21 protein-coding genes are annotated in these 26,291 nt (G+C 54.0%); 16 read left to right on the top strand and 5 right to left on the bottom strand.

All coding sequences use genetic code 11. From position 1 onward, the window contains the following. Nucleotides 1-14 precede the first annotated feature (14 nt). The 4 genes from JQN73_RS16450 (at nucleotide 15) to mdeB (ending at nucleotide 6,743) form a co-directional block, all read left to right on the top strand. On the top strand, nucleotides 15-947 hold the full coding sequence (locus tag JQN73_RS16450; protein ID WP_205319911.1) for a 3-keto-5-aminohexanoate cleavage protein: 933 nt from the start codon (nucleotides 15-17) through the stop codon (nucleotides 945-947). A gap of 204 nt (nucleotides 948-1,151) precedes the next feature. Further along, on the top strand, nucleotides 1,152-2,201 hold the full coding sequence (locus JQN73_RS16455) for a porin (RefSeq protein ID WP_205319912.1): 1,050 nt from the start codon (nucleotides 1,152-1,154) through the stop codon (nucleotides 2,199-2,201). Between the two features lie 115 nt (nucleotides 2,202-2,316). Then, entirely contained in the window at nucleotides 2,317-3,369 is a 1,053-nt protein-coding gene (locus JQN73_RS16460; RefSeq protein ID WP_205319913.1) for an aromatic ring-hydroxylating dioxygenase subunit alpha, read from the top strand. 671 nt (nucleotides 3,370-4,040) lie between these two features. After that, nucleotides 4,041-6,743: an alpha-ketoglutarate dehydrogenase gene (gene mdeB / locus JQN73_RS16465; RefSeq protein ID WP_240162584.1), complete on the top strand. Its 2,703-nt coding sequence runs from the start codon at nucleotides 4,041-4,043 to the stop codon at nucleotides 6,741-6,743. A 158-nt stretch (nucleotides 6,744-6,901) separates the two neighbouring features. Here the strand turns inward: mdeB and JQN73_RS22515 are convergent, their stop codons facing one another. Next, entirely contained in the window at nucleotides 6,902-7,225 is a 324-nt protein-coding gene (locus JQN73_RS22515) for a CzcE family metal-binding protein (protein WP_205323417.1), read from the bottom strand. 262 nt (nucleotides 7,226-7,487) lie between these two features. Then, nucleotides 7,488-8,393: a LysR family transcriptional regulator gene (locus tag JQN73_RS16475; RefSeq protein WP_205319915.1), complete on the bottom strand. Its 906-nt coding sequence runs from the start codon at nucleotides 8,391-8,393 to the stop codon at nucleotides 7,488-7,490. A gap of 394 nt (nucleotides 8,394-8,787) precedes the next feature. Here JQN73_RS16475 and JQN73_RS16480 point away from each other — a divergent pair, with 394 nt between their 5' ends. The 6 genes from JQN73_RS16480 (at nucleotide 8,788) to JQN73_RS16505 (ending at nucleotide 16,262) form a co-directional block, all read left to right on the top strand. Beyond that, entirely contained in the window at nucleotides 8,788-10,131 is a 1,344-nt protein-coding gene (locus JQN73_RS16480) for an MFS transporter (protein ID WP_205319916.1), read from the top strand. A 167-nt stretch (nucleotides 10,132-10,298) separates the two neighbouring features. After that, entirely contained in the window at nucleotides 10,299-11,429 is a 1,131-nt protein-coding gene (locus tag JQN73_RS16485) for a porin (RefSeq protein ID WP_205319917.1), read from the top strand. Between the two features lie 42 nt (nucleotides 11,430-11,471). Then, complete coding sequence (locus JQN73_RS16490) at nucleotides 11,472-12,248, top strand: alpha/beta fold hydrolase (protein WP_240162301.1); 777 nt, start codon at nucleotides 11,472-11,474, stop codon at nucleotides 12,246-12,248. A 560-nt stretch (nucleotides 12,249-12,808) separates the two neighbouring features. Next, complete coding sequence (locus JQN73_RS16495) at nucleotides 12,809-14,152, top strand: MFS transporter (protein WP_205319918.1); 1,344 nt, start codon at nucleotides 12,809-12,811, stop codon at nucleotides 14,150-14,152. Between the two features lie 235 nt (nucleotides 14,153-14,387). Beyond that, the gene (locus JQN73_RS16500) at nucleotides 14,388-15,224 is read left to right on the top strand and encodes a fumarylacetoacetate hydrolase family protein (RefSeq protein WP_205319919.1); all 837 of its coding nucleotides are present in this window, start codon (nucleotides 14,388-14,390) and stop codon (nucleotides 15,222-15,224) included. 84 nt (nucleotides 15,225-15,308) lie between these two features. Further along, entirely contained in the window at nucleotides 15,309-16,262 is a 954-nt protein-coding gene (locus JQN73_RS16505) for a VOC family protein (protein ID WP_205319920.1), read from the top strand. Between the two features lie 172 nt (nucleotides 16,263-16,434). Here the strand turns inward: JQN73_RS16505 and JQN73_RS16510 are convergent, their stop codons facing one another. Both JQN73_RS16510 and JQN73_RS16515 read right to left on the bottom strand, forming a co-directional pair. Beyond that, nucleotides 16,435-16,761, bottom strand: a complete 327-nt coding sequence (locus tag JQN73_RS16510) for a hypothetical protein (protein WP_205319921.1) — start codon at nucleotides 16,759-16,761, stop codon at nucleotides 16,435-16,437. 117 nt (nucleotides 16,762-16,878) lie between these two features. Continuing rightward, entirely contained in the window at nucleotides 16,879-18,225 is a 1,347-nt protein-coding gene (locus JQN73_RS16515) for an aromatic acid/H+ symport family MFS transporter (RefSeq protein ID WP_205319922.1), read from the bottom strand. Between the two features lie 419 nt (nucleotides 18,226-18,644). Here JQN73_RS16515 and JQN73_RS16520 point away from each other — a divergent pair, with 419 nt between their 5' ends. From JQN73_RS16520 to JQN73_RS16540, 6 genes are all read left to right on the top strand, one after another. Next, on the top strand, nucleotides 18,645-19,637 hold the full coding sequence (locus tag JQN73_RS16520; protein WP_255542188.1) for an aldehyde dehydrogenase family protein: 993 nt from the start codon (nucleotides 18,645-18,647) through the stop codon (nucleotides 19,635-19,637). Further along, on the top strand, nucleotides 19,573-20,118 hold the full coding sequence (locus JQN73_RS22655; RefSeq protein ID WP_255542189.1) for an aldehyde dehydrogenase family protein: 546 nt from the start codon (nucleotides 19,573-19,575) through the stop codon (nucleotides 20,116-20,118). The genes JQN73_RS16520 and JQN73_RS22655 overlap by 65 nt, the downstream gene beginning before the upstream one ends. Beyond that, a complete protein-coding gene (locus JQN73_RS16525) occupies nucleotides 20,115-21,305 on the top strand; it encodes an iron-containing alcohol dehydrogenase (RefSeq protein ID WP_205319923.1) in 1,191 nt (396 codons plus the stop codon). Before JQN73_RS22655 ends, JQN73_RS16525 begins: the two co-directional genes overlap by 4 nt. Beyond that, nucleotides 21,302-22,360, top strand: a complete 1,059-nt coding sequence (locus tag JQN73_RS16530; protein WP_205319924.1) for an amidohydrolase family protein — start codon at nucleotides 21,302-21,304, stop codon at nucleotides 22,358-22,360. The genes JQN73_RS16525 and JQN73_RS16530 overlap by 4 nt, the downstream gene beginning before the upstream one ends. 104 nt (nucleotides 22,361-22,464) lie before the next feature. Further along, nucleotides 22,465-23,391 carry a LysR family transcriptional regulator gene (locus JQN73_RS16535; RefSeq protein ID WP_205319925.1) on the top strand — a complete coding sequence of 309 codons (927 nt, stop codon included), beginning with the start codon at nucleotides 22,465-22,467 and terminating at the stop codon, nucleotides 23,389-23,391. A gap of 703 nt (nucleotides 23,392-24,094) precedes the next feature. Continuing rightward, a complete protein-coding gene (locus JQN73_RS16540; protein ID WP_205319926.1) occupies nucleotides 24,095-24,850 on the top strand; it encodes a GntR family transcriptional regulator in 756 nt (251 codons plus the stop codon). 202 nt (nucleotides 24,851-25,052) lie between these two features. On the opposite strand, the gene JQN73_RS16545 is transcribed toward JQN73_RS16540, so the two are convergent. Beyond that, nucleotides 25,053-26,084, bottom strand: a complete 1,032-nt coding sequence (locus JQN73_RS16545; protein WP_205319927.1) for an amidohydrolase family protein — start codon at nucleotides 26,082-26,084, stop codon at nucleotides 25,053-25,055. Between the last annotated feature and the right edge of the window lie 207 nt (nucleotides 26,085-26,291).

Genomic DNA, 26,291 nt, shown 5'->3' on the forward strand with positions numbered 1-26,291 from the left:
CCCCTGGAGCAATAATGAAAACCCGAAAAGTCATTTTAACTTGCGCGATCACCGGTTCCATTCATACACCGACGATGTCGCCGTATTTGCCGCTAACGCCTGAACAGATTGCGCGTGAAGCGATTGCTGCGGCAAAGGCAGGGGCAGCCATCCTGCATCTGCACGCCCGCGATCCGGTCGACGGCCGGCCGTCGTTTGATCCCGCGGTGTTCAGACAATTTATTCCGCAGATCCATGCGGAATGCGATGCCGTCATCAACATTACTACCGGCGGATCGGTTGCCATGACGCTGGAGCAGCGGACCGCGGCGGCACTCGATATCTCACCCGAAATGGCTTCCTGCAACATGGGTTCGATGAACTTTGGATTTTTCCCGATTGCGGACAAAATCAAGGAATGGAAATATGAATGGGAACGCAAACATGTTGAGAGTTCGCGTGATGCCATTTTCCGCAATACCTTTGGCGATATCGAGCAACTGTTTCAGCGCGTGGCAGTTCCTTGTGGTACCCGATTTGAGTTTGAATGCTACGACGTCGGCCATCTGTATACCTTGAAACACTTCGTCGACAGAGGCTTCGTCAAGAACCCGTTTATTCAATTCGTTCTGGGCATACTCGGCGGGATCGGGGCTGATGTGGAAAACCTGGTGTTCATGAAGAGCGTTGCCGACAAACTGTTTGGTGATAGCTATCAATGGTCGGTACTCGGTGCCGGACGGCATCAAATGCCGCTGGCGACGCAGGCGGCAATGATGGGCGGAAACGTCAGAGTCGGACTGGAAGATTCGCTCCACCTCGGGAACGGCCGTATCGCCACCTCCAATGCGGAACAGGTCGAACAGATAAAAAATATGCTGGCCGGCTTGGGGATGGAGCTTGCTACCCCGGCCGAAGCACGCGCAATGCTGGACCTGAAGGGCAAGGATCGGCTGAACCTGATGTGATGCCGAGCAGCGTTGGGCGGCGTAACGATGATCCACTGACGGGGAAAAATGACAAAAAAAGTGATAGGAACCAACGCAACGATACCAAAAAAACCGGTAAGCGGCAGCATTGACAGCTAGCGCCGGACACGTCATGTGAATAAACATGTGAATGAGCATGTAAATAAGCATGGCATTAAAAAATCATAATAACGGAGATGAAACATGAACACCAAACTGACCGCGCTCGCCTTATCGATCGCAGCGCTTTCCGCGCAGACCCCCGCCCGGGCCCAAAGTGCAGTCACACTTTATGGGATGGTAGATGGCAGCGTTAATTACACGACCAACATGAATGCTGCAGGCGGTTCTGTGGCCGCGGTGAATTCCGGAAGTTTCTTGCCATCAAGCTGGGGGATTAAGGGTAGTGAGGATCTGGGTGGCGGGAATGCTGCATTTTTCAAACTGGAAAACAGCTTTAGCCTGGACACTGGCGCTACAGCGACACCTACATCATTTTTTAATCGGTTTGCGTATGTGGGACTGAGCAACGACTGGGGCACTGTGACGATTGGTCGTTTGGGCGGTGTGCAATATGATTACACCGTATTAGGTACCTATGACCTGCTATATGGTGCCACGTATGGTATCTATTCGCTGAATGCCGATCCGATCCAGATTTTCAAGATCAATAATTCGATCAAATATGTTTCTCCCAGTTTTGCCGGTGTGTCAGGCACTGTGATGTATTCGTTCGGGCAAGAGCAGGCTGGCAACAACAGTGCCGGACGTTACGAAGCCGCGGCCCTCGAATACGTCGCAAACACAAGTTTTCGGACCCGCGTAGTTTACGAAAAAACCAATGGCTCTGTCGCCGTGACGGATCAGTCGTCGCTGACCGATACCCGACTGAGCGTAGCCGCACGTTACGACCAGGGGCCGTTCCAGCTGTATGCCGATTATGTAAAAGTTGGCGGCGACCTGCACATTTCTCCTGCTGGCAATATATATTTAGGAAGCATCGGTTACAAGATTTCTCCGGCGATCCGCATTGTGGCCCAGGCAGGGCAATACAATTTCGCTCTGGGCGGTAAAACCCGACTTGCCGGACTTTTTGCGTCTTATAACCTCTCCAAACAAACCACGCTGTATTCCTTTGCCACGCGCATTCTCAATGGTGCGACCAGCAACTTTGGCGCGGCCTTCACTTCGACTATGGCGGTACCTGGGCAAGGACAAACGGCGCTTGGCGTGGGCATGCTTAAAATGTTTTAAGCGCAGTTCCCGGCAGAGTACCAACCCACGAATCGGTAATGTTTCGTGGGTTGGTGCGAGGCGGTTATCGACGGTCAGCACCGTCCCTGATTCTATTATTGGCATGGAGCAATGTATGACTTACCTACAAAATACCTGGTATGCAGCAGCCTGGGACCACGAGGTGACCGGCAAGTTTCTGGCCCGTACCCTGCTCGATCAACCTGTGATGTTTTATCGCGATGTATTTGGCAAAGCAGTCGCGTTGGCGGACCGTTGCGCGCATCGATTCGCGCCGCTATCGGGCGGCAAACTGGTCGATGGCGTGGTCGAATGCCCCTATCACGGTTTACGTTACGGTTCGGACGGCATCTGTGTGCATAACCCGCATGGCAACATCCCCAAAGCAGCGAAAGTAACTGCGTACCCGCTGCTGGAACGATACGGCATGATCTGGATCTGGATGGGACCTGCTGAAGACGCCGATCCGGCGCTGTTGGCAGACTTTAGCGCTCTGGCCGATGAGAGGCGCGATTATGTCAGCGGTTATTTGCGTCTGAATTGCCACTACGAACTGGCCACCGACAACTTGCTCGATCTCAGTCACGTGCAGTATTTGCATCCGTTAATTGGAAATTCCGACTCCAGCGATCGCAATGTTTTTGCACTCAAGGTCGACGGAAATACCATCTGGGCTTACAACACCATGCCGGGGGAACCGCTGACCAAAATGTGGAAAATGTTATGGGATGGCCCGGCCGACACGCTGGTTGATCGCCGCGGACATATGCGCTGGGATCCTCCGTCGAACATGCTACTGGATATTGGCGTGACAGCCTGTGGGCAACCGAAAGATGAAGGTATCTCGATTGCATTCGGACATATCCTCACGCCTGAAAGTGCTCACTCGACGCATTATTTCTGGATGGCTGGCCGCGATTGCAAGCGCAACGACGCGGCACTGAGCGAAAAACTGCGAATTGGTTTCGATGCGACATTTCGCAACGAAGATGACCCGATGATCATGGCCTGTCAGTCACGCATGGGCGGGGTCTCCGATTTGATGTCGCTTAAGCCGATACTGCTCGTCACCGACGCCGCAGCGGTACGTGCGCGGCGGGTTCTGGCCGGATTGATAGAGAAGGAAAAGGCTGTCGACCCTGTAGTCGGCTTCCCTGGTGCAGGTTGAGCAAAAAAGGATATTTATCTAAAGGCAGAAGAGCAGAGGAGGAGTATTCAATTTCTAATTTGTTGTTCGCGCCTCCGGTCCAGCACGCAGGTAGTTCACCCTTAATAACTACCTGCCTGCCTTAAAGGTCAGGGCGGTCACCGCTGTAATCCGTCAGATCGCATCGCCGTTTCCTGGTGGCATCAATGCGTCGCTCGCTGTGTGCTCATCTTTTGTGGCGCCACGGCGCACATCTTATTGCTCTTGTATTCCTCCTGTATTCCTCATCTTCCATGCACCAGCCGCGCGCTATCCGGCTGGTCGCAGCCGATTTATACCAACAGTGTACTTTTCTTCTAGATGACTAATTAAGGCCATGCGATACCTGCAGGTGATCAGACCCTGGCTTCGGCAAGAAGTCGCCCGATACCGATACGTTTTTGCTTTTGTGCAGTAACAAAAAAAGCTTCGTGCTGTACATAGGTGCCCGGTTTATCAACGTTTCGCGGCCTAACGATTACCTATAGGTATCGCCTGGGCTAATTTGTGTTCTTACGACATCGTTGTGGTCTTGGTATATTTCATTACAATCGAAGGATGCAACGCGCTGAGAGGTAGCAGAGCGCACTATGCGCACGTACCAGCCTCGACTCCACGGCCCCAGGTCAATGAACCGGAAAGAACGTATGGAAATGTCAACTGTAGATAATTTGAAAAAACCAATAGATTCGGATGCAGACAAGGACGCAGATACGGATGCGCTGGAAACCGAAGAGTGGGTCGCGGCCCTGCACAGCATCATCGCCGTCGCTGGCCCTGAACGTGCGCGCTATCTGCTGTCACGCCTGAGCATCGCGGCCCAGACGGCTGGCATCAAATGGCGCGATGCACGCAATACACCTTACACCAACACCATTCGAGTGGAAGATGAACCGCCGTTTCCGGGTGGCTCCGATGCGCTTGCTACCGAGCAGCACCTTGGCAGCCTGATCCGCTGGAATGCGCTGGCAATGGTGGTGCGGGCCAACCGCGCATACGGTGAACTCGGTGGACATATCGCCAGTTACGCGTCTGCCGCCGATCTGTTCGAAGTGGGCTTCAATCATTTCTTCCGGGCACGTACGGAAGCGTTTGGTGGTGATCTGGTGTATTTTCAGGCGCATTCTGCACCGGGGATTTATGCACGTGCTTTTCTCGAAGGCACGCTGACGGAAAATGAATTGTCGTTCTATCGGCAGGAAATTGAAGGCAAGAAACAAGGCACGCAAGGTTTGTCGTCTTACCCGCATCCGTGGCTGATGGAGAATTTCTGGCAGTTTCCGACAGGTTCCATGGGACTCGGTCCGATCAGCGCGATTTATCATGCGCGGTTTATGCGTTACATGGAAAATCGCGGACTGCTGGTACCGCAGGATCGCAAGGTTTGGGGCGTCTTCGGCGATGGCGAGATGGATGAACCGGAGTCATTGGCTGCACTCAGTCTGGCCTCGCGTGAGACGCTCGATAATCTGGTGTTTGTGGTCAATTGTAATTTGCAGCGGCTCGACGGCCCGGTGCGCGGAAACGGTTCGATCGTCGATGAACTGGAGACTCTGTTTGCCGGAGCTGGCTGGAACGTGATCAAATTGCTGTGGGGCTCGGACTGGGACCCACTGTTCGCCCGTGATAAATCCGGGGAGCTGGTCAGTGCGCTCAACGATACCGTAGACGGTCAGTTGCAGACCTTTGCCGCTAACGACGGCGCATTCAATCGCACCCATTTCTTTGGACAGAATCCGGCGCTGCAAGCGATTGGTGCCACTTTGACCGACGATGAGATTGACCGTTTGCGACGCGGTGGCCATGACATGAAAAAAATCCATGCGGCGTATCAGTCAGCGGCCAACCATCGCGGTCAGCCCACCGTGATTCTGGCGCAAACCAAAAAAGGCTTTGGCATGGGAACGGCTGGGCAGGGCAAGATGACGACTCACCAGCAGAAGAAACTGGATAGCAGCGATCTGATCGCGTTCCGCGACCGCTTCCGCTTACCTATTTCGGATGCTGACTGTGAAGCGCTGGCGTTTTATAAGCCCGCCGATAACAGCCCGGAAATGCGCCATTTTCTGGAACGCCGCGCAGCGTTGGGCGGTTTTATGCCGCGCAGGAACAAGATACAGACCGCTTTGGTGGTCCCGGAAATAACCAGCTATGCAACTTTCGCACTTGAAGCCGACCACAAGGAAATGTCGACCACGATGGCGCTGGTGCGGATGCTGGGCGGATTGCTGAAGGATACCGGTATCGGTCGACACATCGTGCCGATAGTCGCCGATGAAGCACGGACGTTCGGCATGGCCAATCTGTTTCGCCAGGTCGGTATCTACTCGGCGCAGGGTCAATTATATGAACCGGAAGATATCGGCTCTATCTTGTCTTATCGTGAAGCGAAGGACGGACAGATACTGGAAGAAGGGATTAGCGAAGCGGGCGCGATTTCGTCATGGACTGCCGCCGCGACCAGCTATTCGGTGCATGGTTTGCCAATGCTGCCGTTCTATATTTATTACTCGATGTTCGGGTTCCAGCGCATTGGTGATCTGATCTGGGCTGCAGCCGACCAGCGTGCGCGTGGATTTTTGATTGGCGCGACCTCAGGACGCACCACGTTGGCTGGCGAAGGCTTACAACATCAGGATGGATCCAGCCATCTGATAGCCTCAACGGTGCCGAATTGCATCTCTTATGATCCTGCCTATGCCTACGAACTGGCGGTGATCGTACAGGACGGCATGCACCGCATGCTCACGCTCAACGATGATGTGTTTTATTACATCACCGCGACCAATGAGAATGAAGCGCAACCCAGCATGCCGCAAGGTGCCGAAGAAGGAATCAGGCGTGGGATTTATTGCCTGCAGCAGCAAGAAGCGCCTGACGTGCGTTTGTTGGCGGCCGGGCCAATACTGAAAGAAGCCATCGGCGCTGGCGTTTTGCTCAGGGAAAAATTCGGCATCAATGCTGAAGTATGGAGCGTCACCAGCTACACCGAACTGGCACGCGACGGCATCGCAGCAGAACGCAATCGGCGTCTCTCGAATGGCTCCGCTCAAGCTTACGTTACCCAGCAGCTTGGGCGCAGCGCTGCGCCGGTCATCGCTACCAGCGATTACGTACGCAGCATTCCCGAGAGCATACGCGCCTGCGTTCCCGCCGATTACATCACGCTAGGCACCGATGGCTTCGGACGCAGCGACACCCGCGCGAACTTACGCGATTTCTTTGAAGTTGATGCGAAATGGATAGCCTTTGCAGCATTACGTGCATTGCCTATGGGGGAGGAAGTAGGAAAATTGGCGCAATTTGCAGAGTTGCTAGGGCTTGATCTGAGCAAACCGTTGTCAAGTACGGTCTAAGGTAACTTCGCCATTCGTCGCTTTGCTTCCATCATAAGAAGCTACATTTCAAGGACCGATGCGACAGATCACTGCCGCAAGGAAAACGATGCAATAGGGCAAACGTGGGAAGTGTCGAGGAATAAATTCTTCGGCGCTTCCGGATCAGCATCAAGCGATCATTCTGCGTAAATAGGATTCAGCGCCACGTAGGCCACTACTTTATGGTCAAGCATGGCTGTGGTGCGACTCAGGTCGAACGAGGACACACTCGAAGAACCATCAAAATTCCAAGCGAACGATTTATCACCCACTACAAACTTCACCGTCTCGCCGCCAGTGACATTGACGTATTTTGTGTCAGGTTTAATCACGATGATGTGGGTAGCAGCCGAGTCCGCTACCGGATCACCCAGAAGAGCGAGCTTGGTCAGACTGCCGGCAAAGGCAGAAGCACTAACGGCTAATAAGGCTACAACAGCGATCAGTTGTTTGGTGTTCAGTTTTTTTCTTTCTGGTGGGGTACTGAATTGTTACCGAGGTAGGAGGAGCTACTCAATGAAGCTATTTTAATACTTGCCTAGGCAATGATAAATACTTAATAAAACAATGCACTATTGCACTAGGACCACCGTTGCAGCCATAGCAAATGCGTTTGCGAATGCCACCGGCAAACGCTTGCGCGACCTACCACTAACGGCAGCGCGGGTAAAAGAAATACTGGTCCAAGCGTGATGCAAGAGGATCGCTAACCTTGATGGATAGTTAAACGACATCCTTGTCACCCAATGTCTCTGCGACCAGCTTGCGAAACCATTGGTGTACAGGATCGTCGTGGAAACGGGCGTGCCAGAACTGTTTGACGGTCAAATCCGGCAAGTGGACCGGAAGTTCGAATACTTCAATATCCGCCAGACGAGAAAATAATTCGGCAAGCTCGCTCGGGACACAGGCAATAAAATCAGAAGTGGCGACCACACTAGGCACGCTAAGCAGATACGGCACTTCAATCGCAATCATCAGTCGAGCACCTAGCAGGCGCAATTCTTCGGCTAGCAATTGATTGGTCAGCGCCAGCGTTCCTGCCAACACATGTTTGCTGTTTATGAACCGCTCTAAGGTGATGGCCGGTTTTTTATTTTTTCGTTGACGGATGATTCCCACCAGAGAACGCCGCAATAGCGCTTGCTGATAAAGGTTTTCGCCCATTTTGCCCAAGTAGCCAATCGCCAGGTCGATCGCGCCGTCCTGTAATACCGAAGCCAGTTCCAATGACTGTACCTGGATAGGCTTTAAGGTGGCGTGCGGGGCATATTGCTGCAAGGCGCCGAGCAGGCGTGGCAACAACACCATCATGCCCATGTCGCTCATGCAAACCGAGAAGGTTCTGGTGGTGGTCAGCGGATCAAAGGTCCTGGCGTCCCAGATATCCTGCTGGATCAGCGCCAACGCACGTATCGCACCCATCGCCACGCGTTCGCCGGTTGGCGTTGGTGCCATGACCGCCCCAGCCCTTACAAACAGGTCATCCTGAAAAATCACACGTAGTCGTCCCAGTGCATGGCTGACCGCCGGCTGAGTCAAGCCCAGACGCCGGGCTGCGCGCGAGACCGATTTTTCTTCGAACAAGGCTTGTACGACGTACAAAAAATTCAGATCTGGAACGTTCATTTATGAACAACATTCATTATCGAAATGAAATTGATTATATATACCTATGGGCGAGGAAGGGTTACCATTTTTTGGAGCCTTGCCTGAAAATACGATCAAGCCCATCGCTACCAATTATGCATCTAATTCATAATAAATATGAAATTCATTGAATAGACTTATAGGTAACAGCAGCCTATTCTGCATAAAATCGCATTCTATAAAAACAATTTCAGGAGATGGCAGTGTTCAACGGCGCGGGAATTATCCGAGGTGGCGGTGCTTTTCATGTGTGGTTTTGTTTGCTGCAAAATATCTTTCTGGCGATAGTTGGTCAGCGCGCTCTGGACGCTCTTGTTCTGATTAAAGTCAAACCTGTAATACACGGATATAGCTGCAATCCAAGCGCTCGCTCATGGCTGACAGCGCCATGAGGATCGACGATCTGATTAACGGAAAAAAAATATCACGCCTGCAAGTCGTCACGTTGTTACTGTGCTTTCTGGTCGTTGCGGTGGATGGTTTTGATGTCGCTGCGGCGGGGTACGTTGCCCCGTTGCTCAAGCGTGAATGGGCGTTGGGGGTACATCAACTCGGTCTGGTATTCGGTGCTGGTCTGTTCGGTCTGACCGTCGGCAGCTTCGTGCTGGGGCCACTGGCCGACAAGATCGGTCGCAAACGCACGATTATGGTAGCGATGGTGTTGTTTGGCATTGGCAGTCTGCTGACCGCGGCTGCGCCTTCGATCGGCTGGCTGATTGCTCTGCGTTTTCTGACCGGCGTGGGACTTGGTGGAGGCATGCCGTGTGCGATTACCCTGAGTTCCGAATACAGCCCTGAACGTCATCGGCCCATGTTGGTCACCTTGATGTTTTGTGGTTTCACGCTGGGTCTGGCCTTTGGCGGGCAACTTGCCGCGCTCATCATGCCAACCTTTGGCTGGCGTGGCGTGTTCATGGCCGGCGGTATCGCACCGCTGTTGCTGTTGCCGGTGATCGGATACTGGCTCCCGGAGTCAGTGCGCTTCATGGCTGGCAAGAAAAAATTTGAAAATGAAACACGAACTTTGCTGGTCCGCCTGACCGGGGATGCCGCACTCGATGTTCATCAGTTTTTACGTCGACAGCCGGAAGAGCCGTTGATTTCGGCCCAGCCCTCGGCAACGCTGTTTAACGCGCATTATAGGGCGGGAACGATGTTGCTCTGGCTCGCTTTCTTTTGCACGCTGTGGGTTTACTATCAAATCAGCAGCTGGCTGCCGTCGGTCCTTGCTGACTCCGGCATGACGGTGGCGCAGAGCGCGCAAGTCGGATCGATCTTGCCGATAAGTGGCACGATCGGCGCCATCATCAATGCCGTGTTGATGCGGCGTATGAATCCTTATCTGGTGCTGACCGGTTCCTACATTCTTGCGGCCATTTCGATTGTCTGCATTGGTAGCGCGATGACCAGTCCGGGACTTCTGGCTCTTGCAGTGTGCTGTGCAGGGCTGGGTCTATCGGGTGCTCAAACCGGAGCAAATGTTCTAGTAGCAGGTTTCTATACCACCAATGCACGGGCAACCGGCGTTAGTTGGGCACTTGGCGTCGGTCGGATCGGTTCAATCTTTGGTTCGATAACGGGTGGCATGTTATTGGCGATGCTGGAAACACCTGACAAGGCATTTTTTGTTTTTGCGCTTCCGGCGCTAATTGCCGCGGCTGCCATGTTTGTCATGGGGCGCGTGTATTGCACAAAGGCAGTCGGCGTAACGGCATGAGCGCAGCCTGCAAAGGTTCCGGTAACGGATCTCGCCATGTTGTCGTATGGGAAATGGTCAAACGGCAGCTGGCAAAAATTAAGTAAGTAGTAGTGACGAATCGGTACCGTTTGCGAAGTAAATAATAAAAACGGACCGAAAGATAAATGTAATCAGGAGACAAAAAAATGACAAATAAGTACAAAGTTCTGAGCTGCCTGGTGTTATTGGGACCGGTGGCAGCGATGGCACAAACCACGTTAGGTTCAAGCGACATCACGTTTTATGGAAAAATTGATTTAGCGTTGGATACCACGCGTTTTTCATCGACGCCCACGCTACCTGGACAGACTGCGCATTATGTCTCTGACGATATTTCGTTTTGGGGAATACGTGGCAGTGAATCATTGGGCGGTAACACGCGCGCTTATTTTAAACTGGAAGCGGGCTTCAGCCCTGACACCGGTGCTCTTGAAAGCACCACATCCTTTTTCGATCGTGAATCCTATATCGGTTACGGTGCCGAGTGGGGCTCCGTGCAGTTAGGCAATCAATATTCCCCGGCCGTGTTTTTAGAACTCCGCAGTGATCCATTTACCCGGCATGCTGCCGGTAACGGTACAACGCTGATGCAAGCGCCTCCTGTGACCCCTTCGCCGGTGGTAAGCCGCGGTACCTACGGAGCGGCGACGGCACCTAACGCGGTGCAATATATCTCGCCCACGCTGTATGGCCTGATAGGTAAAGCACTGTATAGCTTTTCTGAAAAACCCGGCTCCCAGAATCAGCCCGGACGCTATGCTGCGGGTACGCTGGAATATACGAACGGCCCCCTGTTTATGGGCGTTGGCTATGAAAATTCGACTGTGGCGGCAACTAAACTGGCACCATCGGCCGACGGTCAGTTGATGCAACGCACCATAACACTAGGAGGAGCTTATACTTTTCCGATCGCGAAACTTTTTGCCTACGGGATGAAAAATACGCTGACTGGTCAGCCGGATGTGAATGGCTATATGGTTGGCTTCAATGTCCCTCTCAGCCAGTTCACAATCAAAACCATTTATTCCAGTCGGCAGACCGATAACACGGTGGGCGGTCGTGCGACCTTCTACGCGTTGGGCCTGGATTACGATCTGTCGAAAAGAACCACGTTGTATTCGGCGGTGGCCCACATGAATAATGAAACCTCGGCCAATGCTGCCGCGCCGAACAGTTTTGGCTTGTGGCCGTCCGTGAAAACCTATGCACCTACCGGGAAGCCAGCGAATGGCCAAAGTCTGTCAACGCTGGAATTCGGTATCCGTCATACTTTCTAACTGGCACAATCAACCAGTAGAAATGTAATCAATCATTAAATCATGGGAAATAATATTGCGATGGAACAAATCAAATATGCGGGTCCGGGCGGCATGGATGTCACCGAAATGGGAACGGGGCCGCGCGTGGTTTTTGTGCATGGCGGCGGCGTAGGTGGGGCGCTTGCGTGGAAAGAGCAATGGCCTATGGCTGCCGACTGGCGTCTGGTGATGGTTTCGCGTCCGGGCTATGGGGATAGTCCGGCGCGCGGTGGCGAGGATTTTGAACGCGATGCCGATCTGGTCGCTGAACTTTTGCAACCGGGTGACCATGTGGTCTGTCATTCCTATGGTGCGGCAGTTGGCATGCTGGCGGTAGCGCAAGACGTCGATAAAGTGGCATCGATGACGATCATTGAATCGGGCACCACCGCCATCGCCAAGGATGATCCATCGGTTACGATGTTCCACTTCGCTCTGCTAGGGCTGATGACCAATCCGCCGGAGGATGACGAACTGTTCCTGCGCTGGATGTTCCGCATTATCCAGCCAAGCCAACCCCTGCCGCCAGTCTTGCCACCTCCGCTGGCGCAGTTTGCGCGTCATCTGCGCCATTTCCGCTCACCCAGCGAATGTATCGTCCCAGAAAAAATACTCCATGACGCAGCCTTTAAAAAACTGCATGTTTCGGGCGACCATAACCCGGCATATGAAGGGATCACCAATCGTCTGGCGGAACATCTTGGCGGCGAACGGCTGATTATTCGCGGCGCGGGACATATGCCGCACATGACAGGTGCACCCTTTAACGCCGCTTTGGACGCATTTCTCCGGAATTAAGCGCGTATATCTGATGCCTGACCAATGAAATCGGCCAGGCGCTGCGAGCGCCACTGCACTCCTTTCATTTAATCCGTCAAATAATGGCGCTATGAAAGGGTTCGGAACGCTCTCAGCCTGCCAGATCTGGCTCCCGTATTGCTCTTGCCTGGCGCTAACGTGCTATCGGCCATTGGGTGCGCGCGCCGCGCTACGATCCTGAACATCAAAGGCCAGTTACGCGATTACTTGTAGGTATCACCCCGGCTAATTTGCCATCTTACGACCCTCAACTGCACTTGTTACATTTAAGTCAAATAACACAAGCTGCCAGACAGCACGGAGACAATCAAATGCTTACCAAGCCATCCCCCTATCAGCAATCCAACTGTCTGCTTAACTTCGTGACGCGCAAGTAACCAGAGGCATTACGGTCGGCGTTGTACCCGACCGACCTTCCGTTGGAGCAGTACGCGCATTTTTGTTGCAAAAAATGCGTGCAATCTGTGCCCGCTGCATTCAAATGCCGTCGCTGCGGCAATTCCTTCATCGTCAGTACCACCTTTTTAAAGAGAAAACCTATGTTTGCCGAACTGATCGACAACCACTCTGTTAGTGCCAGACAAAAACTGATTTTTGTCATTTGCCTGCTGGTCCTGATTATCGATGGAATGGATTTTGCGTTGCTTGCCTTCGCCACCCCGGTACTGCTGGTGGAATGGCACACTACCAAGGCGCAATTGGCACCAGCACTGGCGAGTGCGCTGATTGGCATGGCGATAGGTGCTGCGTTGGGTGGCTATACCGGCGATCGGATGGGCGCGCGACGCACGCTGATATGGGCCGTTCTGATATTTGGCGTCACCACCTTTTTATCTGCGGCAGCAGCGAATATTCCACAGCTACTGGTGCTGAGGTTTTTGTCGGGACTTGGGTTCGGTATCGCCGTACCGATAGGCATGGGGATTGCATCCGAATGGTGTCCGAAGCGCCGCCGCGGTCAGCTGATCAGCGTGATGGCGATCGGTACCACTACCGGTGCGACGCTGGGGGGACTGCTATCGGCCTGGGTGATTCCGGCGTTCGGATGGCATAGCATTTTCATCGTCAGCGGTGTCATCACCATGGTGGTTGCCGCGATCATTATCAAGCTTTTGCCGGAATCCCTGTCCTTCCTGATCCGCAGTCAGCGTCAAGCTGAAGCCGTCACCTGGATAGAACGGATCATGGGTAAGCAAATCGGTAAGCTGGCGACGTTGGCCAGCGTGCAAAATGCCAAAGCAAACAAGGAAGAAACCGGAGGGCGTCTGATGACCTCCGAGAATCTGCGCGTCAACGTTTGTTTGTGGATTGCTTTCTTTTCGATTTCCTACACTGCGTTCGGTTTCCTGACCTGGTCTCCGACCGTGTTCGTTTCTGCTGGCGCACTGCTACCAGATGCTATCCGCAGTACCTCTGCCTACACTTTTGCGGCCACCTTCGGTTGTCTGGCTGGTGCTTTTTTTCTTCCAAAAATGGGATCGCGCCTGCTGCTGATGGTCGCCCTTATCGTTACTATCTGCGCCACGATGATCTTGTCCGGGATGCTGTCTCCCGGGCAAATTCATATATTGCAAATCAGTCTGGCCATGGCGGTTGCCGGCCTGACGGCAGGATGCGCCCAGTCTGTCATCTATGCCGTGGCCGCCATGGCTTATCCATCCAGCTATCGTTCGACCGGCATGGGAGTGTGTATCGGCTTTAGTCGGGTCGGTGGCATTACCAGCATCTTTACCGGCGGTATGTTGCTGCAGTTTGATCAGAATGGTCCGGGTCTTTTTTTCGGCGTTCTTACAGGGATGCTGGTGATCGGCCTGATCGCTCTGGTCAGCATGCACAGACATATCCCGAAGACAGTCTCTGATGGCGTTGCTGTGCCCGCATAAGCGTCGATACCCAAAAGGCGTCGGTACCTAACGCTGGTGTGTCGCATCACGCACCGCTAAGACGAATAACGGTCAAGAGACCATTGAATGATTACCTGCAGGCATCGCTCGGATGGATTTGCTATCTTACCTGATGCATCAGGCCTTGGTACATTCAGGGCAGATCCTGACTGTACCGGACTAAGCATCAAGACTAATTACTCACTTTGTATTGCCTAACACTAAGGAACACACCATGAAGCTTCTTCGATTTGGAATGCCAGGCGCCGAAAAACCAGGCGCGCTTGATGCGCAAGGGCGACTGCGCGACCTGTCATTGCTAGTACCTGATTTCACGCCAGATTGGCTAGCCCCGGAACGCCTGCGGGCGCTGGCAGCGATCGACCTGGAAAAGATGCCGCTGGTCGAAGGTTCTCCGCGCTTTGGCGTTCCGGTGGCAGGCGTGCGTCAGTTCGTCGCGATCGGCTTGAACTATCGCAAGCATGCAGAAGAAGCGGGCATGCCGATTCCGACCGAACCAGTGGTGTTTACCAAAGCGTTGACCTCGCTGAGCGGTGCCAATGATGACATCGTGCTGCCGGACGGATCGGAAGAGGGCGACTGGGAAGTCGAACTGGGTTTCATGATAGGCACCACCGCTCGCAAGGTGTCGGTAGAGTCAGCCCTCAGTCATGTGGCCGGTTATTGTCTGGCCAATGATGTTTCCGAGCGCGCCTGGCAAATCAAGCGCAACGGGCAGTGGGGTAAGGGTAAAAGCTTTGATTCGTTTGGTCCTGTCGGACCGTGGTTAGTCACTGCCGACGAAATTCCTGATCCCCAAACATTGGGTATGGAATTGAGCGTCAATGGTGTGGTCAAACAGCGCAGCAACACTGCTGATATGATTTTTTCTGTAGCCCAGATCGTTTCTTATCTCAGTCAGTTTATGACCTTATTGCCCGGCGATGTAGTGATTACAGGCACTCCGTCCGGCGTCGGTCTGGGTATGAAACCGCCGCAGTTCCTGCGGAAGGGCGATGTCGTTTCGTTGCATATCGATCAGTTGGGCACTCAGACGCAAAAAGTCGTTTAAAGCAAAAATAGTTAACACAGTACTGCCGTTCCATAAGGCCAAACCGCTGGAACGGTATTCAGATGCAGGATACAGGAGAGAGACATGTCTATCCTCACAGCGCCCGCACGCCGTCCCGACGTGCTGAGCGTACATTCAATAAATGAGTTTGTATACAGCGTGCCTGACCTGAAGGAGGCTGAGCATTTTTACCGCAGCTTTGGTCTGGATGTCAGAGTTGAGGCAGATTGCCTGGCTTTGTACACGTTCGGCCATCCGCATCGCTGGGCCCGGATATTTGAGGGCGAGGGCGAGCGTAAGCGGCTGTTGTGGGTAACCTGGGGTATCTATGCTGACGATCAGGAGGCCTTCGATCGGCAACTTGATGCGCATCATGTGGTCCGTACCACTGCGCCGCAGCGCGCTGCTGCCGATGGCATCTGGTTTCTAGGTCCGGACGGTTTGCCGCAACAATTGCAGGTATGCGAGAAAACCTCGCCAGATATCAAATCGCCGCGCATTTTTCCACCTGAAATCAGCATCAGCGGACGTGCGCCGCATCGCAGTGAGGTCACACAAGTACGACCCAATCGCCTGTCTCACATCCTGCTGTTCACCGCTGATGTCAACGCCAGTGCGAAGTTTTACATCGAAGTGCTGGGGCTGCGTATGTCGGATCGCTCGGGTTCCATCATCGCATTTTTGCATAGTCCGCATGGCAGCGACCATCATCTGATTGCCTTTGCAATGTCAGCAGATTATGGTTTACATCACAGTAGTTGGGATGTCTCCTCGTTCGACGCTGTCGGGCTGGGAAGCGGGCAAATGACGCAGGCCGGATATCCCGATGGATGGGGCCTCGGGCGGCACGTGCTTGGGTCCAATTACTTCCGCTATGTGCGCGATCCATGGGGCAGTTATTGCGAATATTCGTTCGACATCGACCATATCGCCGCCGATCTGGACTGGCCTGCCGACGATTGGTTGCCGGAGGATGCACTCTATGTGTGGGGCGCTCCACCGCCGGAAGACTTCATCAAAAATTACGAAATTGCATAAGTCCAGACGGTTGTATCTGCGATAGGCTTCTGGTCAACGATCCTTTCGCAGGATAAAAAGCCGGTCGCTGATCATACCGAATATTATCGTTTACGAAATTAGCCCAGATTCTTTTGAATCTGGGCTTTTCTTCGTGGGGCTAGCGGGAACCAGATGCAAATCAGGAGGTGAATCAGGCGGCGTCGTAATCTCTGAACGCGATGTGATGCACAGTTCCTTCAAACAGCGGCAAGACGTTTTTAACTACGCCCGCCCGCACCACATCGCGTTGGGCTGACGCTAACGCGACGTCTATATCTTCAGCATTTTCAAAGGTCATCCGGATACAGGCAAACACTTCCGGAGCGCTGGGGTCCAGATGGACTGGTACTTCGAGACGGGCAGACAAGACCTTCGGCAAGGTGGCGTAGCCGAGCGTACAGATATGTAACTGTTCCAGCAGGGCTGCGCTGGCGCCATTGACGGCTTTCCCCACGAAATAAGCGTATCTTGAAAACATTTTTTCTCCTTGGTGAGGCACCGGGGTGCCATTCTATAGTTTATTTTTTTGTGTAAACGAGCGCCTTTTTTGAAGCGGCAAATGCATTGATGCATTTGCTCGCATGCGCTCAAAGTGCTATCTGGCGCGATTTGGATATAGGCGACCAATCATGAACATGGCGCCACCGGCAATGATCGTGGGTACCGCAAAAATGACAAATGCCACACCAACCGAGTGGATCGAGGCTAGCAACAGCCCCCCAGTCATGGCACCGAGAATGGAACCGATGCGTCCCACCGCCAGGCACCAGCTTACCCCGGTCGCACGTGCGGCGGTGTTGTAAAAGTTCGATGAAGTAACGGTAATTCCGGCCTGGGCACCGATCAATCCAAAACCGGCCAGGAAAGTGGTGACGTATACCCACATGACTTCGTGTATCGAAAATCCGATCAGTGCGATTGAGACGGCTGCGATGATGTAAGACCCGGTGAGTATCAGGAATGGATTGAACCGATCCATCAGAAAAGCATTCAGTACGGCGCCAAATACGCCACCCAATGGCACCATCATGGCCATGATCGCAGCACGCGGGACGTCGATGCCGGTCTGCGTAATGACGGTCGGCAACCAGCTGCTTAGCTGGTAGTACACCCACAGCGTACCAAAAAATGTGAGCCAGAGTAGCAGTGTACCGACCCGGTAGTACGCACTGAACAGAATGCTTGCCGGGGTTTTCCCGGCCTCGCTTTGATGACTACTGTCGACCGTATTGAACTGGTGTACCAGGCTTTCCAGTCGGACATCATCATTGTTGGACAAACGCAGCATCACTTTTTTTGCTTCGGCAGCAAAGCGCGGCTTGCCGGTCATGAATTTCAGCGACTCAGGCAACCAGAATAAGGCGACTGGCACCAGGCAAAGCGGAAACAGTCCACCGAAGAGGAAGACACCTTTCCAGCCAAAACTCGGAATCAGTTGCGCCGCCACCAGTCCACCAAGTGCCAGCCCAAACGGCATGCCGATCAGCATCAGTGTCACCACCAGCGATTTATTCCTTTGCGGGCTGAATTCCGAGGCAAGCGTGACCATCGCAGGCAGAGCACCTCCCAACCCGAGGCCGGTGGCGAAGCGCAGGAAGATCAACCAAGGGGCCGACGGCGCACTGGCACATGCCAGACTACCGAGCGCAAATAGCACCAGCGATATCAGGATCACGCGTTTGCGGCCGACCCGGTCGGCCAACGGCCCGAACAGGAAACTGCCGGCGCACAAACCGAACAGGCCAGCGCCAAAAATCGGCCCCAGCTGCGCCGGGCTCAGGTTCCATGCCTTGAGCAGCAATGGGGCGATATAGCCGACCGAGGCGATATCGAATCCATCTGCAGCGACAATGAAAAAACCCAGGATCAGAGTCAGGATCTGCAGCGGCGACATCGCCTCCCGATCCGTCAGGCTTAAAGGTAAAAGTGTTCTAGCGTGCATGCAAGGTCTCCGGGGGTATATCGCTTGGTGGCGATTTTTTTTGTGGCGTCGATTTGTCCTCAATAATGCGGCAGGGACCGGACCCTTCCAGCACGCCTGAAGGTTGGTTATCGCACCGCATGTTGACGATGCATTAAATGTAGCGAGAGAAGGGGCTTACGGAAAGATATCAAATTGTCCGTTTCGATGCTGTTTAGGTATCAATGATGCATGCCGAATCCATGTTTTTTCTCTCCTGCTCCGGGGTTGGCGAGGGCCAATACCGTATGCAAAACAAGTATCGGAAACGTCTATTTGTTATCTTCCCGAAACTACGGGGGTATGGTTATATTGGATCCGACAAGCAACCCAGCCGCAACCAGCAATGCGGCTCATACCGCTAATACCGCTAATAACGCTGGACCAGGAGACCTGAAACAATGAATGCACCCGCATCGCTACCACGCCAATATCGTCAATTGATCGCAGGAGAATGGGTCGCAGCCGATGATGGCCGCACCTTCGCCGATCTCAATCCTTACAACGGGGAAGTTTTTGCCCATATTCCGGCTTCCAGCGGCACCGACGCGCAACGCGCCATTGATGCGGCCGATAAAGCTTTTCCCGCTTGGGCGGCGATGGGCGCACGGCCGCGCCAGGCCCTGTTTTTGAAAGCTGCCGATATCCTTGAGCGTCGCGCTGACGAAGTGGTACTCATCATGGCGCAGGAAACTGGTGCCGCCGCGCCGTTTGCGCGGTTTCAGGTCCAATGGGCGACTGGCCTGCTGCGCCAAGCCGCCGGTTACCCCTATCTATCAGGCGGCGAAATCGTCCCGTCCGATACGCCGGGGGTGTTTGCGATGGCAATTCGCAAACCGCTGGGCATCGTGGCCGGCATTTCTCCATGGAATGGCGCGCTGGCGCTAGGGTTCCGGACGATCGTCGCGCCGCTGGCGTGTGGCAACACGGTGGTACTGAAACCGTCAGAAGATGCGCCGGTGAGCGCCGGACTTCTAATGGGAGAAATCATGACCGAGGCTGGCTTCCCGCCCGGCGTGGTAAATGTGGTGACCCACGCCCATGGGGAAGTCGGCCCGATTGCTGACCTTTTGTTTGAAAGCCGCAAAGTGCGCGCCTATAACTTCACCGGCTCTTCGACCACCGGCTCGCTACTGGCGGCGCGTGCTGGCAAGCACCTTAAACGTATTGCGCTGGAACTCGGCGGCTACAATCCGATGATCGTTCTTAAGGATGCCGACCTTGATTACTCGGTTGATACCGCGATTTTCGCGGCATTTTTTCATCAGGGTCAGATCTGCATGAATACCCGCAAGATCTTGGTCGAACGCGCGCGTTACGACGATTTCCTTGCACGCTTCGTGGCCCGGGCAAAAGAATATCCGGGCGGGCGATCCGAGCAATCCGCAAAATAAAATCGGACCACTGATCAATGACGCCGCCGTCGCCAAATTCAAGCTGGCCATCGAACAGGCAGTAGCCAAGGGGGCCCGCGTGCTGGCTGGTGGCGAAGCGGTGGGCCGCTGCGTTGAACCGACCGTGCTGGTCGATGTGCCTGCGGATGCACCAATTTATTGCGAGGAAGTGTTCGGTCCGGTGGTCATCGTCGAACCGTTCGACACCGAGCAGGAAGCGATCGACAAGGCGAACGGCAGCGATTTCGGTCTGTCGGCATCCATCATGACGGCCGACGTCTGGAAGGGCATTACTCTGGGTGGTCAGGTGCAGGCTGGGATGGTCAACATCAATGGTCCGACGATGGGTGGTGAGCCGCAGATACCATTCGGTGGTGTCAAGGATAGTGGTTGGGCGCGCTTTGGCAAATGGGCGATCGACATGTTTACCGACCTCAACCTGGTAACCGTGAGCCAGGAAAAACGCAAGTATCCACTATGACGCGCCCCGGTTCTTCTGGGACCTGGCCGGTCCTGTCCGTGCCGCGTACCTTGTGCGCGGCAGGCGCCATCGCAGCACTGGCCGGCGAATTGGCCGCGCTGGGTGTGCAACGTCCGCTGCTGGTAACTGACAAAGGTGTGCTGGCAGCGGGGCTGGTGGCACAATTGATTGCAGCCCACGGCGATCCGGCAGCCATAGTGATATTCGACGGCGTGACTGAGAACCCGCTGTTTTCTGACGTCGACAATGGGGTTGCGCTATACATCCGGCAGGCCTGCGATGGCGTTATCGCGCTGGGTGGAGGGTCGGTGATCGATACCGCTAAATTCATTGCCTTGTTGGCGACGAATTCCGGTAGTGTCGCCGATTACGCCGGCAAACCAAATGTCCCGCATGGTGCATCGGCAGCGCTGATCGTTATTCCCACCACTGCCGGTACCGGCAGCGAAGCCTCTCATTCATCAGGCATCCATCCCGATGCCAAAACCGCTTCAGTGGGCATGAGTTCACGCCATCTGATTCCTGCGCTGGCGATTCTGGATCCGGTCATGACGGTTGGTTTGCCAGCCCGGCTGACCGCAGCTACGGGCATCGATGCCTTATCTCATTGTATAGAAGGATATTTGTCGAACAAAGATCAGCCCCTGGGCGCAGCGATTGCTCTGGACGGGATCGCCCGCGTCAGTGCAGGGCTACGTCGGGCCTTCGCCAATCCACAGGACTTGGATGCGCGTACGGAAATGATGCTGGCTGCCTTTGCTGGCGGGGTCTCGATCGGGATGGGCCTGGGGCCAGCCCACGCGATTGCACTGGCCTGCAGCGATCAGGGTTTCCATCACGGTGTGCTAAGCGGCATCGGTCTGGTAGCTTCTCTGGATGCCACCGCGCTCCATGCACCACAGCGGATGGTTGCCATCAATCAGGCGTTCGGACTGCCTGCATCGGCGTCACTGACCAGCGCGATTGCTGCACTGATGCGCGAACTTGGCTTGCCGGCGACGCTGGCCGAACTGGGCTACGCCGCAGCTGACGTGCCGAAGCTGGCCGATTTCGCGCAGCGCAGCCATTTCAATTTGTTTGCACCGTTTCATCCGGATGCTGACCAGTATGCTGCGATGTTTCAAAAGTCGCTGGCACCCCCGGTCCTGCACGCAACCATTCAACCCGATACCAAGGAATCCACATGACCAACATCGAAACCGGCACGCGCAGCTCGCTACGACTGATCGCCACCGAGGAAGCTTTTGCCCCGCAAGAATACCTCGATGAATACCTCAAAATGGCCAAAAACATCGACACGCCAGTGGCACGTTATTTGAGGATGTATTATCAAAAGCCGGAATTTGCCCAGCAACTTACCGACATGGATTATCGGCTGGCGATGATGGACCGCCATCAAGTCGATATGCATTTGCTGAGCATTACAGGCCCCGGGGTTCAGGCGTTTGACGCCGAACTGGGGGCCGATCTGGCTATGCTGACCAATGACAAACTCGCCGCCATCATTGCGCAACATCCAACGCGCTTTGCCGGCCTGGCTGCCGTCGCTCCGCAATCGCCACAACGTGCAGTGCGGGAAATCAAGCGTGCGATGACTGAACTGAAACTCAACGGTCTGATCATCAATTCGCATACCCATGGGGAGTTTCTCGACGATCCGAAATTCTGGCCGATTCTCGAAGCCGCAGTCACCTACGATGCACCGATCTATCTGCATCCGTCGTTTCCCGCTGATTCGATGATTGAACCGTACAACAAGTACGGCATGATGGGCGCACTCTGGGGCTTCCAGGCAGAATGTTCATTGCACGTAATACGGATGATCCTGAGCGGGGTGTTCGACCAGTTTCCGACGTTGCGCATCGTGCTCGGCCATCTGGGCGAAGGCATTCCATATTGGCTGTCGCGCCTTGACAACCGCTATCAGAACATCCTCAGGCGCGGCGGCCTGCCGTCGCTCGGCATGAAGCAGTTGGAGCGTTTGCCAAGCGAATACTTCATGAGCAATTTCTACGTCACCACGGCCGGCATGAATGCCAGCGCCCCGTTTGATTACTGCGTCAAGCTGCTGGGCCCGGAGCGGGTGCTGTTTGCAATCGATTATCCGTATGAACAAACCGAAGATGCTACCGGTTTCGTGCGCGGACTCGACCTTGCGCCTGATGATCTGAACAAGATCTGCCATAGCAATGCCGAACGTCTGTTCAAAATTCAACCTGGGCTGGCGATGCCAACGAAATAGGTTAAAAGGCGGTCGGTCGCGGCGCTGCGCGGTCCCTTCAAGACGGCAAGCCGCGATTAAAAAAGATGGTATGATTCCGGCATTGATGCCTGAATGATATCGCCATGAAACTGAGCCAGTTCCGCAATTTTCTTGCTATTGCCGACAAGGGCAGCGTGCGTTCCGGTGCCCGCTTTCTGGGACTAACGCAGCCTGCACTGACGCGTAGCATGCAGGAACTGGAGCACGAACTGAACGTGTCGCTGTTCGTGCGCGGTACCCGTGGCGTGGCCCTCACTGAAATGGGGCAGCGTTTCGAGGTGCGTGCGCGTACCGTGCAAAATGAAGTCCGGCGTGCCGAAGAAGAAATGGCCCAGCTGCAGGGCAACAATGAAGGCAATCTGCACGTGTGCCTCTCTACCGTGGCGCATATTTCGTTGTTTCCATATGCGCTTAAGGAATTTCGAGCACGCTATCCGAATGTAGTGATGGATGTGCTGGACGGCGTCTATCCGAGCATAGAAGGTTTTCTCAAATCCGGGGCGCTTGACTGCTACGTCGGTCCGGCACCCAGCCAGCCGGGACCCGAGATGATCGTCGAAAAACTGTTCGACAATACGCGGGTAATATTGTGTCGGCGGGGCCATCCACTGCTCAAGGCGCGCTCGCTGCAGGAACTGGCCGATGCCGAATGGGCTACTACCTCGATTACTTTTCGTGCTGAAGAAGAACTGGGCCCGCTGTTCGCCCAATACGGTCTGCCAACCCCGCGCCTGGTGCTGCGGGCTTATTCTGCACTGACCTACATCAGTGCCATCTCCTCTTCAGACTTGCTGACCATGCTGCCGGTGCAATGGGCGCATTTCGAAGCGACCCGCAATGTACTTGATATCATCAATGTGGTCGAACCGTTACCGGCACCGCCTATCTGTATTGTGCGCCGCGCTGACTTGCCGCTGACCCCGGCGGCGCAATATTTCTGCGACATGATACGACGCGCTAGCAGCCACCTTGAGCAGGCTCGCGACGCGGCCGCACTTAAACGCACTTAAGCGCCCTTAATCTAATTTAGCGCATTTAGCCGCATTCACCCGCAACCCGCTTTGTCATTACCGGCGTGGGCCACGGCATGGGAGTTTATCAGGCTGATTCCGGAGCGCAACAACACCTCTCAAATTCGCGATCACCATCCATTTGGCCTTGCGCTTGCCAACATAGCGCGCAGTGTTTGCTTCAGCCAACCTGAGATCGGCTCCGAAAATTTCCTCCCATTACGCCTTCGATGTATGTGTTGCCCATGTCCCGGCACGAGTGTTACCCATGTCTCCGGTCTATACAAGTCCCGCAGCAAAACTACAAACAAAACACCGCTAATACAAGCGCAATGGCTGCAAATTCAATCACTTTTGGATTTTGGGTTGTTGGTAGTTTTACTTCGATTGACGGCTGCTGCAAAGTCGCGTACAGGTCCTGAGTGACGATGTGCGGAAAATATTCTGTCGATGGTTTCTCGGAATGAAAGCGGAGGAGCGAGTGCTGCTAAAGGCGGCGGCATAGTAGCCCAACCCCGGATTGTTCCACTCTCCCTCAAAGGCGCGCTTTTCTTGCGATCAAAGGGGAGCAATTCAAGATTATATTAAAATGGGGTGTCAAAAAATTTGGAATCGTTCAAGTTTCTATTCCGACGAAACAGGCATGTCGCAGCTATGCTGGCTGACAGCGCCGACCAAAACTTTAACGTAAGGATACAAATTAATGAATCAGGCAAGAAATGAACACATGGACAGCGTTTCCGCTCAGAAGCGAACAGGAAATACCGTACAAATGATTTATAGCTCCCTTAGACAGGACATTCTTATTGGAACGCTACCGTCCGGAGCGCTCCTGCCCCAACTGACTATTGCGAGGAGATTTGGCACCAGTAGGGCACCTGTCAGAGAAGCGCTACAACGTCTGGAGCAGGAGCAGTTGATTGTAGCCCGCGCGAATCAACGTTACACGGTAGCAGAGTTTGACGTAACCGATTACGAAAACCTTTTGTGCTTGACGCTGATCAATATGACGTTCGCGATTCGACTATGTGTTCCCCTCCTGACTGAACAGCAATTGGATCAGATAAGTAAATGCGTTGCATCCATGAATGGATCGATGGAACAGGATCCGGAGGCCCGAGGAGCTTTCTATCGAAAGTTTACGATGCTACTTGTTGCTCCTGCCGGAAGGCGCACATTAGCCCTAATTTCTCATTTTATGGACAATTTACAGCGCTATCGATCCCACGCGCTCAATAAGTTACCTGAACCAATGTTCAAGGATGGAGCAGAGCTTGTAAGACTCGTTGACGCGGTGAGAACGGTCCAACCGGATCTCGCGGCAAATCTTTACACAAACTATTTCGGTCGACTGGCCATTCTCATCCTGGCCGGTGCTGCACCAAGCCATAATGCTATGGCGTTGCACGGCACTATCGCCGCGCTAACGCCTAACGACGTCACCAGTAAGGAGCGTTAAACGGGGCGCGCATTTGCGCGCACAAGTGCGGTGCGCCGTGATCAACCGAGATATGCCGGAAAAACTTAAGGTGTATAGCGCTTCGCTGATTCAACAGATTCCAGAACATATAATGCAATTTCTGGCGGCCTTGCGCCGAGCGGCTGCCCAAAACCCCACGCGTTGTTAACGTCCCCGTTCGGGAGTGCCGCCTATGTCAAAATCACATGCGGAACAATGCTTCTGCATTACGATGGGCAATCTTCTCTTTATCATCTTGGCTAATAGGGAGGTTTTCCAGAAACGCGCGCGCGCCGGTATGAGTGAGATACGGGTAATCTACCGAATAAATAATGCGGTCCGCCCCCATCACTTTGTGAATGAACTCGAAATGCGGCAAATTCAACATGCCACTCGGCGTAACGTATACATGCTGCTTGTAGGTCTCCGTGATCGTGCGAGAAAGCCTTGTCGCCTCTTGAGGAATGGTGTCATCCATGCGCTGTAGGTAGAACGGCACCATTTCGCCCCAATGGCCACTTATAACTTGCAGATGCGGATATTTATCAAACTTGCCGGATAAAATCATGCGAATCACCTGAATACCGGCTTCGTTGTGCCAACCCCATCCGAATAGCGAGAGACGTGCGCTCACCTCTTTATCGAGCCCGCCATAGTAGGGTTCGCGGACTTGTGTTAAAGGAAAGCCTGGATGCACATAGATAGGGACCTTTAGCGCATTTAATTTTGCCAGGACGGGCTCGTAACGTGGATCATCAAGGAAGGTTAGGCCCGGACGTCCGCTTAGCAGTGTACCTTTGAAGCCCAACTCCCTCACACTACGCTCCAGCTCTGCCGCCGCAGCCTGCGGATCTTGCCAAGGCAGCGTGGCAAAACCGCCAAACCGGCTTGGATTCGCCAGGACGGCTTCAGCCAGGCGATCGTTAGCGGCACGCGTGAGCGCTATCGCCTGGCTGGCCGGTGCTAGTTGCGGCAAGGTGCTGTAAGACAGGACCTGCATATCGATGCCATGCTTGTCCATCTCCGCAATTCGGCCGGCACCCACATCGGTGGCCAGCTTCAGCGAAATTTCAGGGGCAACGAGGTGCGGGCGGTTATCGTTAAAGTCAGCAGGCTCGTCTTTGACTCTGCTGCCCCAATCAGACATATAGCCTGCTTCCATCTCCTGTGCTTGATGGCTCGCTTTTGCGATGGCGAAGTCGACGGTATGTTCTTCTATGCAAATGATCTTCACTGCGTTTCTCCAGAGATGCGTCTATGAGTTAATGACTATCGGCAAATTTTCAGCAAGGTGGTGTAGGTCGTGGCTAAAGGCTTTTGCATGGCCCGCGTAACCTAGTTAGTTGCCCGTTATGTCAACGCATGGGTGAGGTAGCTGGCGCGCCAATTTCGCGCCGTCTCTGCATAAAACGGGTGGGCGAGGAAACGGTTGCGGCTAGTG

The organism is Glaciimonas sp. PAMC28666 (assembly GCF_016917355.1).
Taxonomy (GTDB): Bacteria; Pseudomonadota; Gammaproteobacteria; order Burkholderiales; family Burkholderiaceae_D; genus Glaciimonas.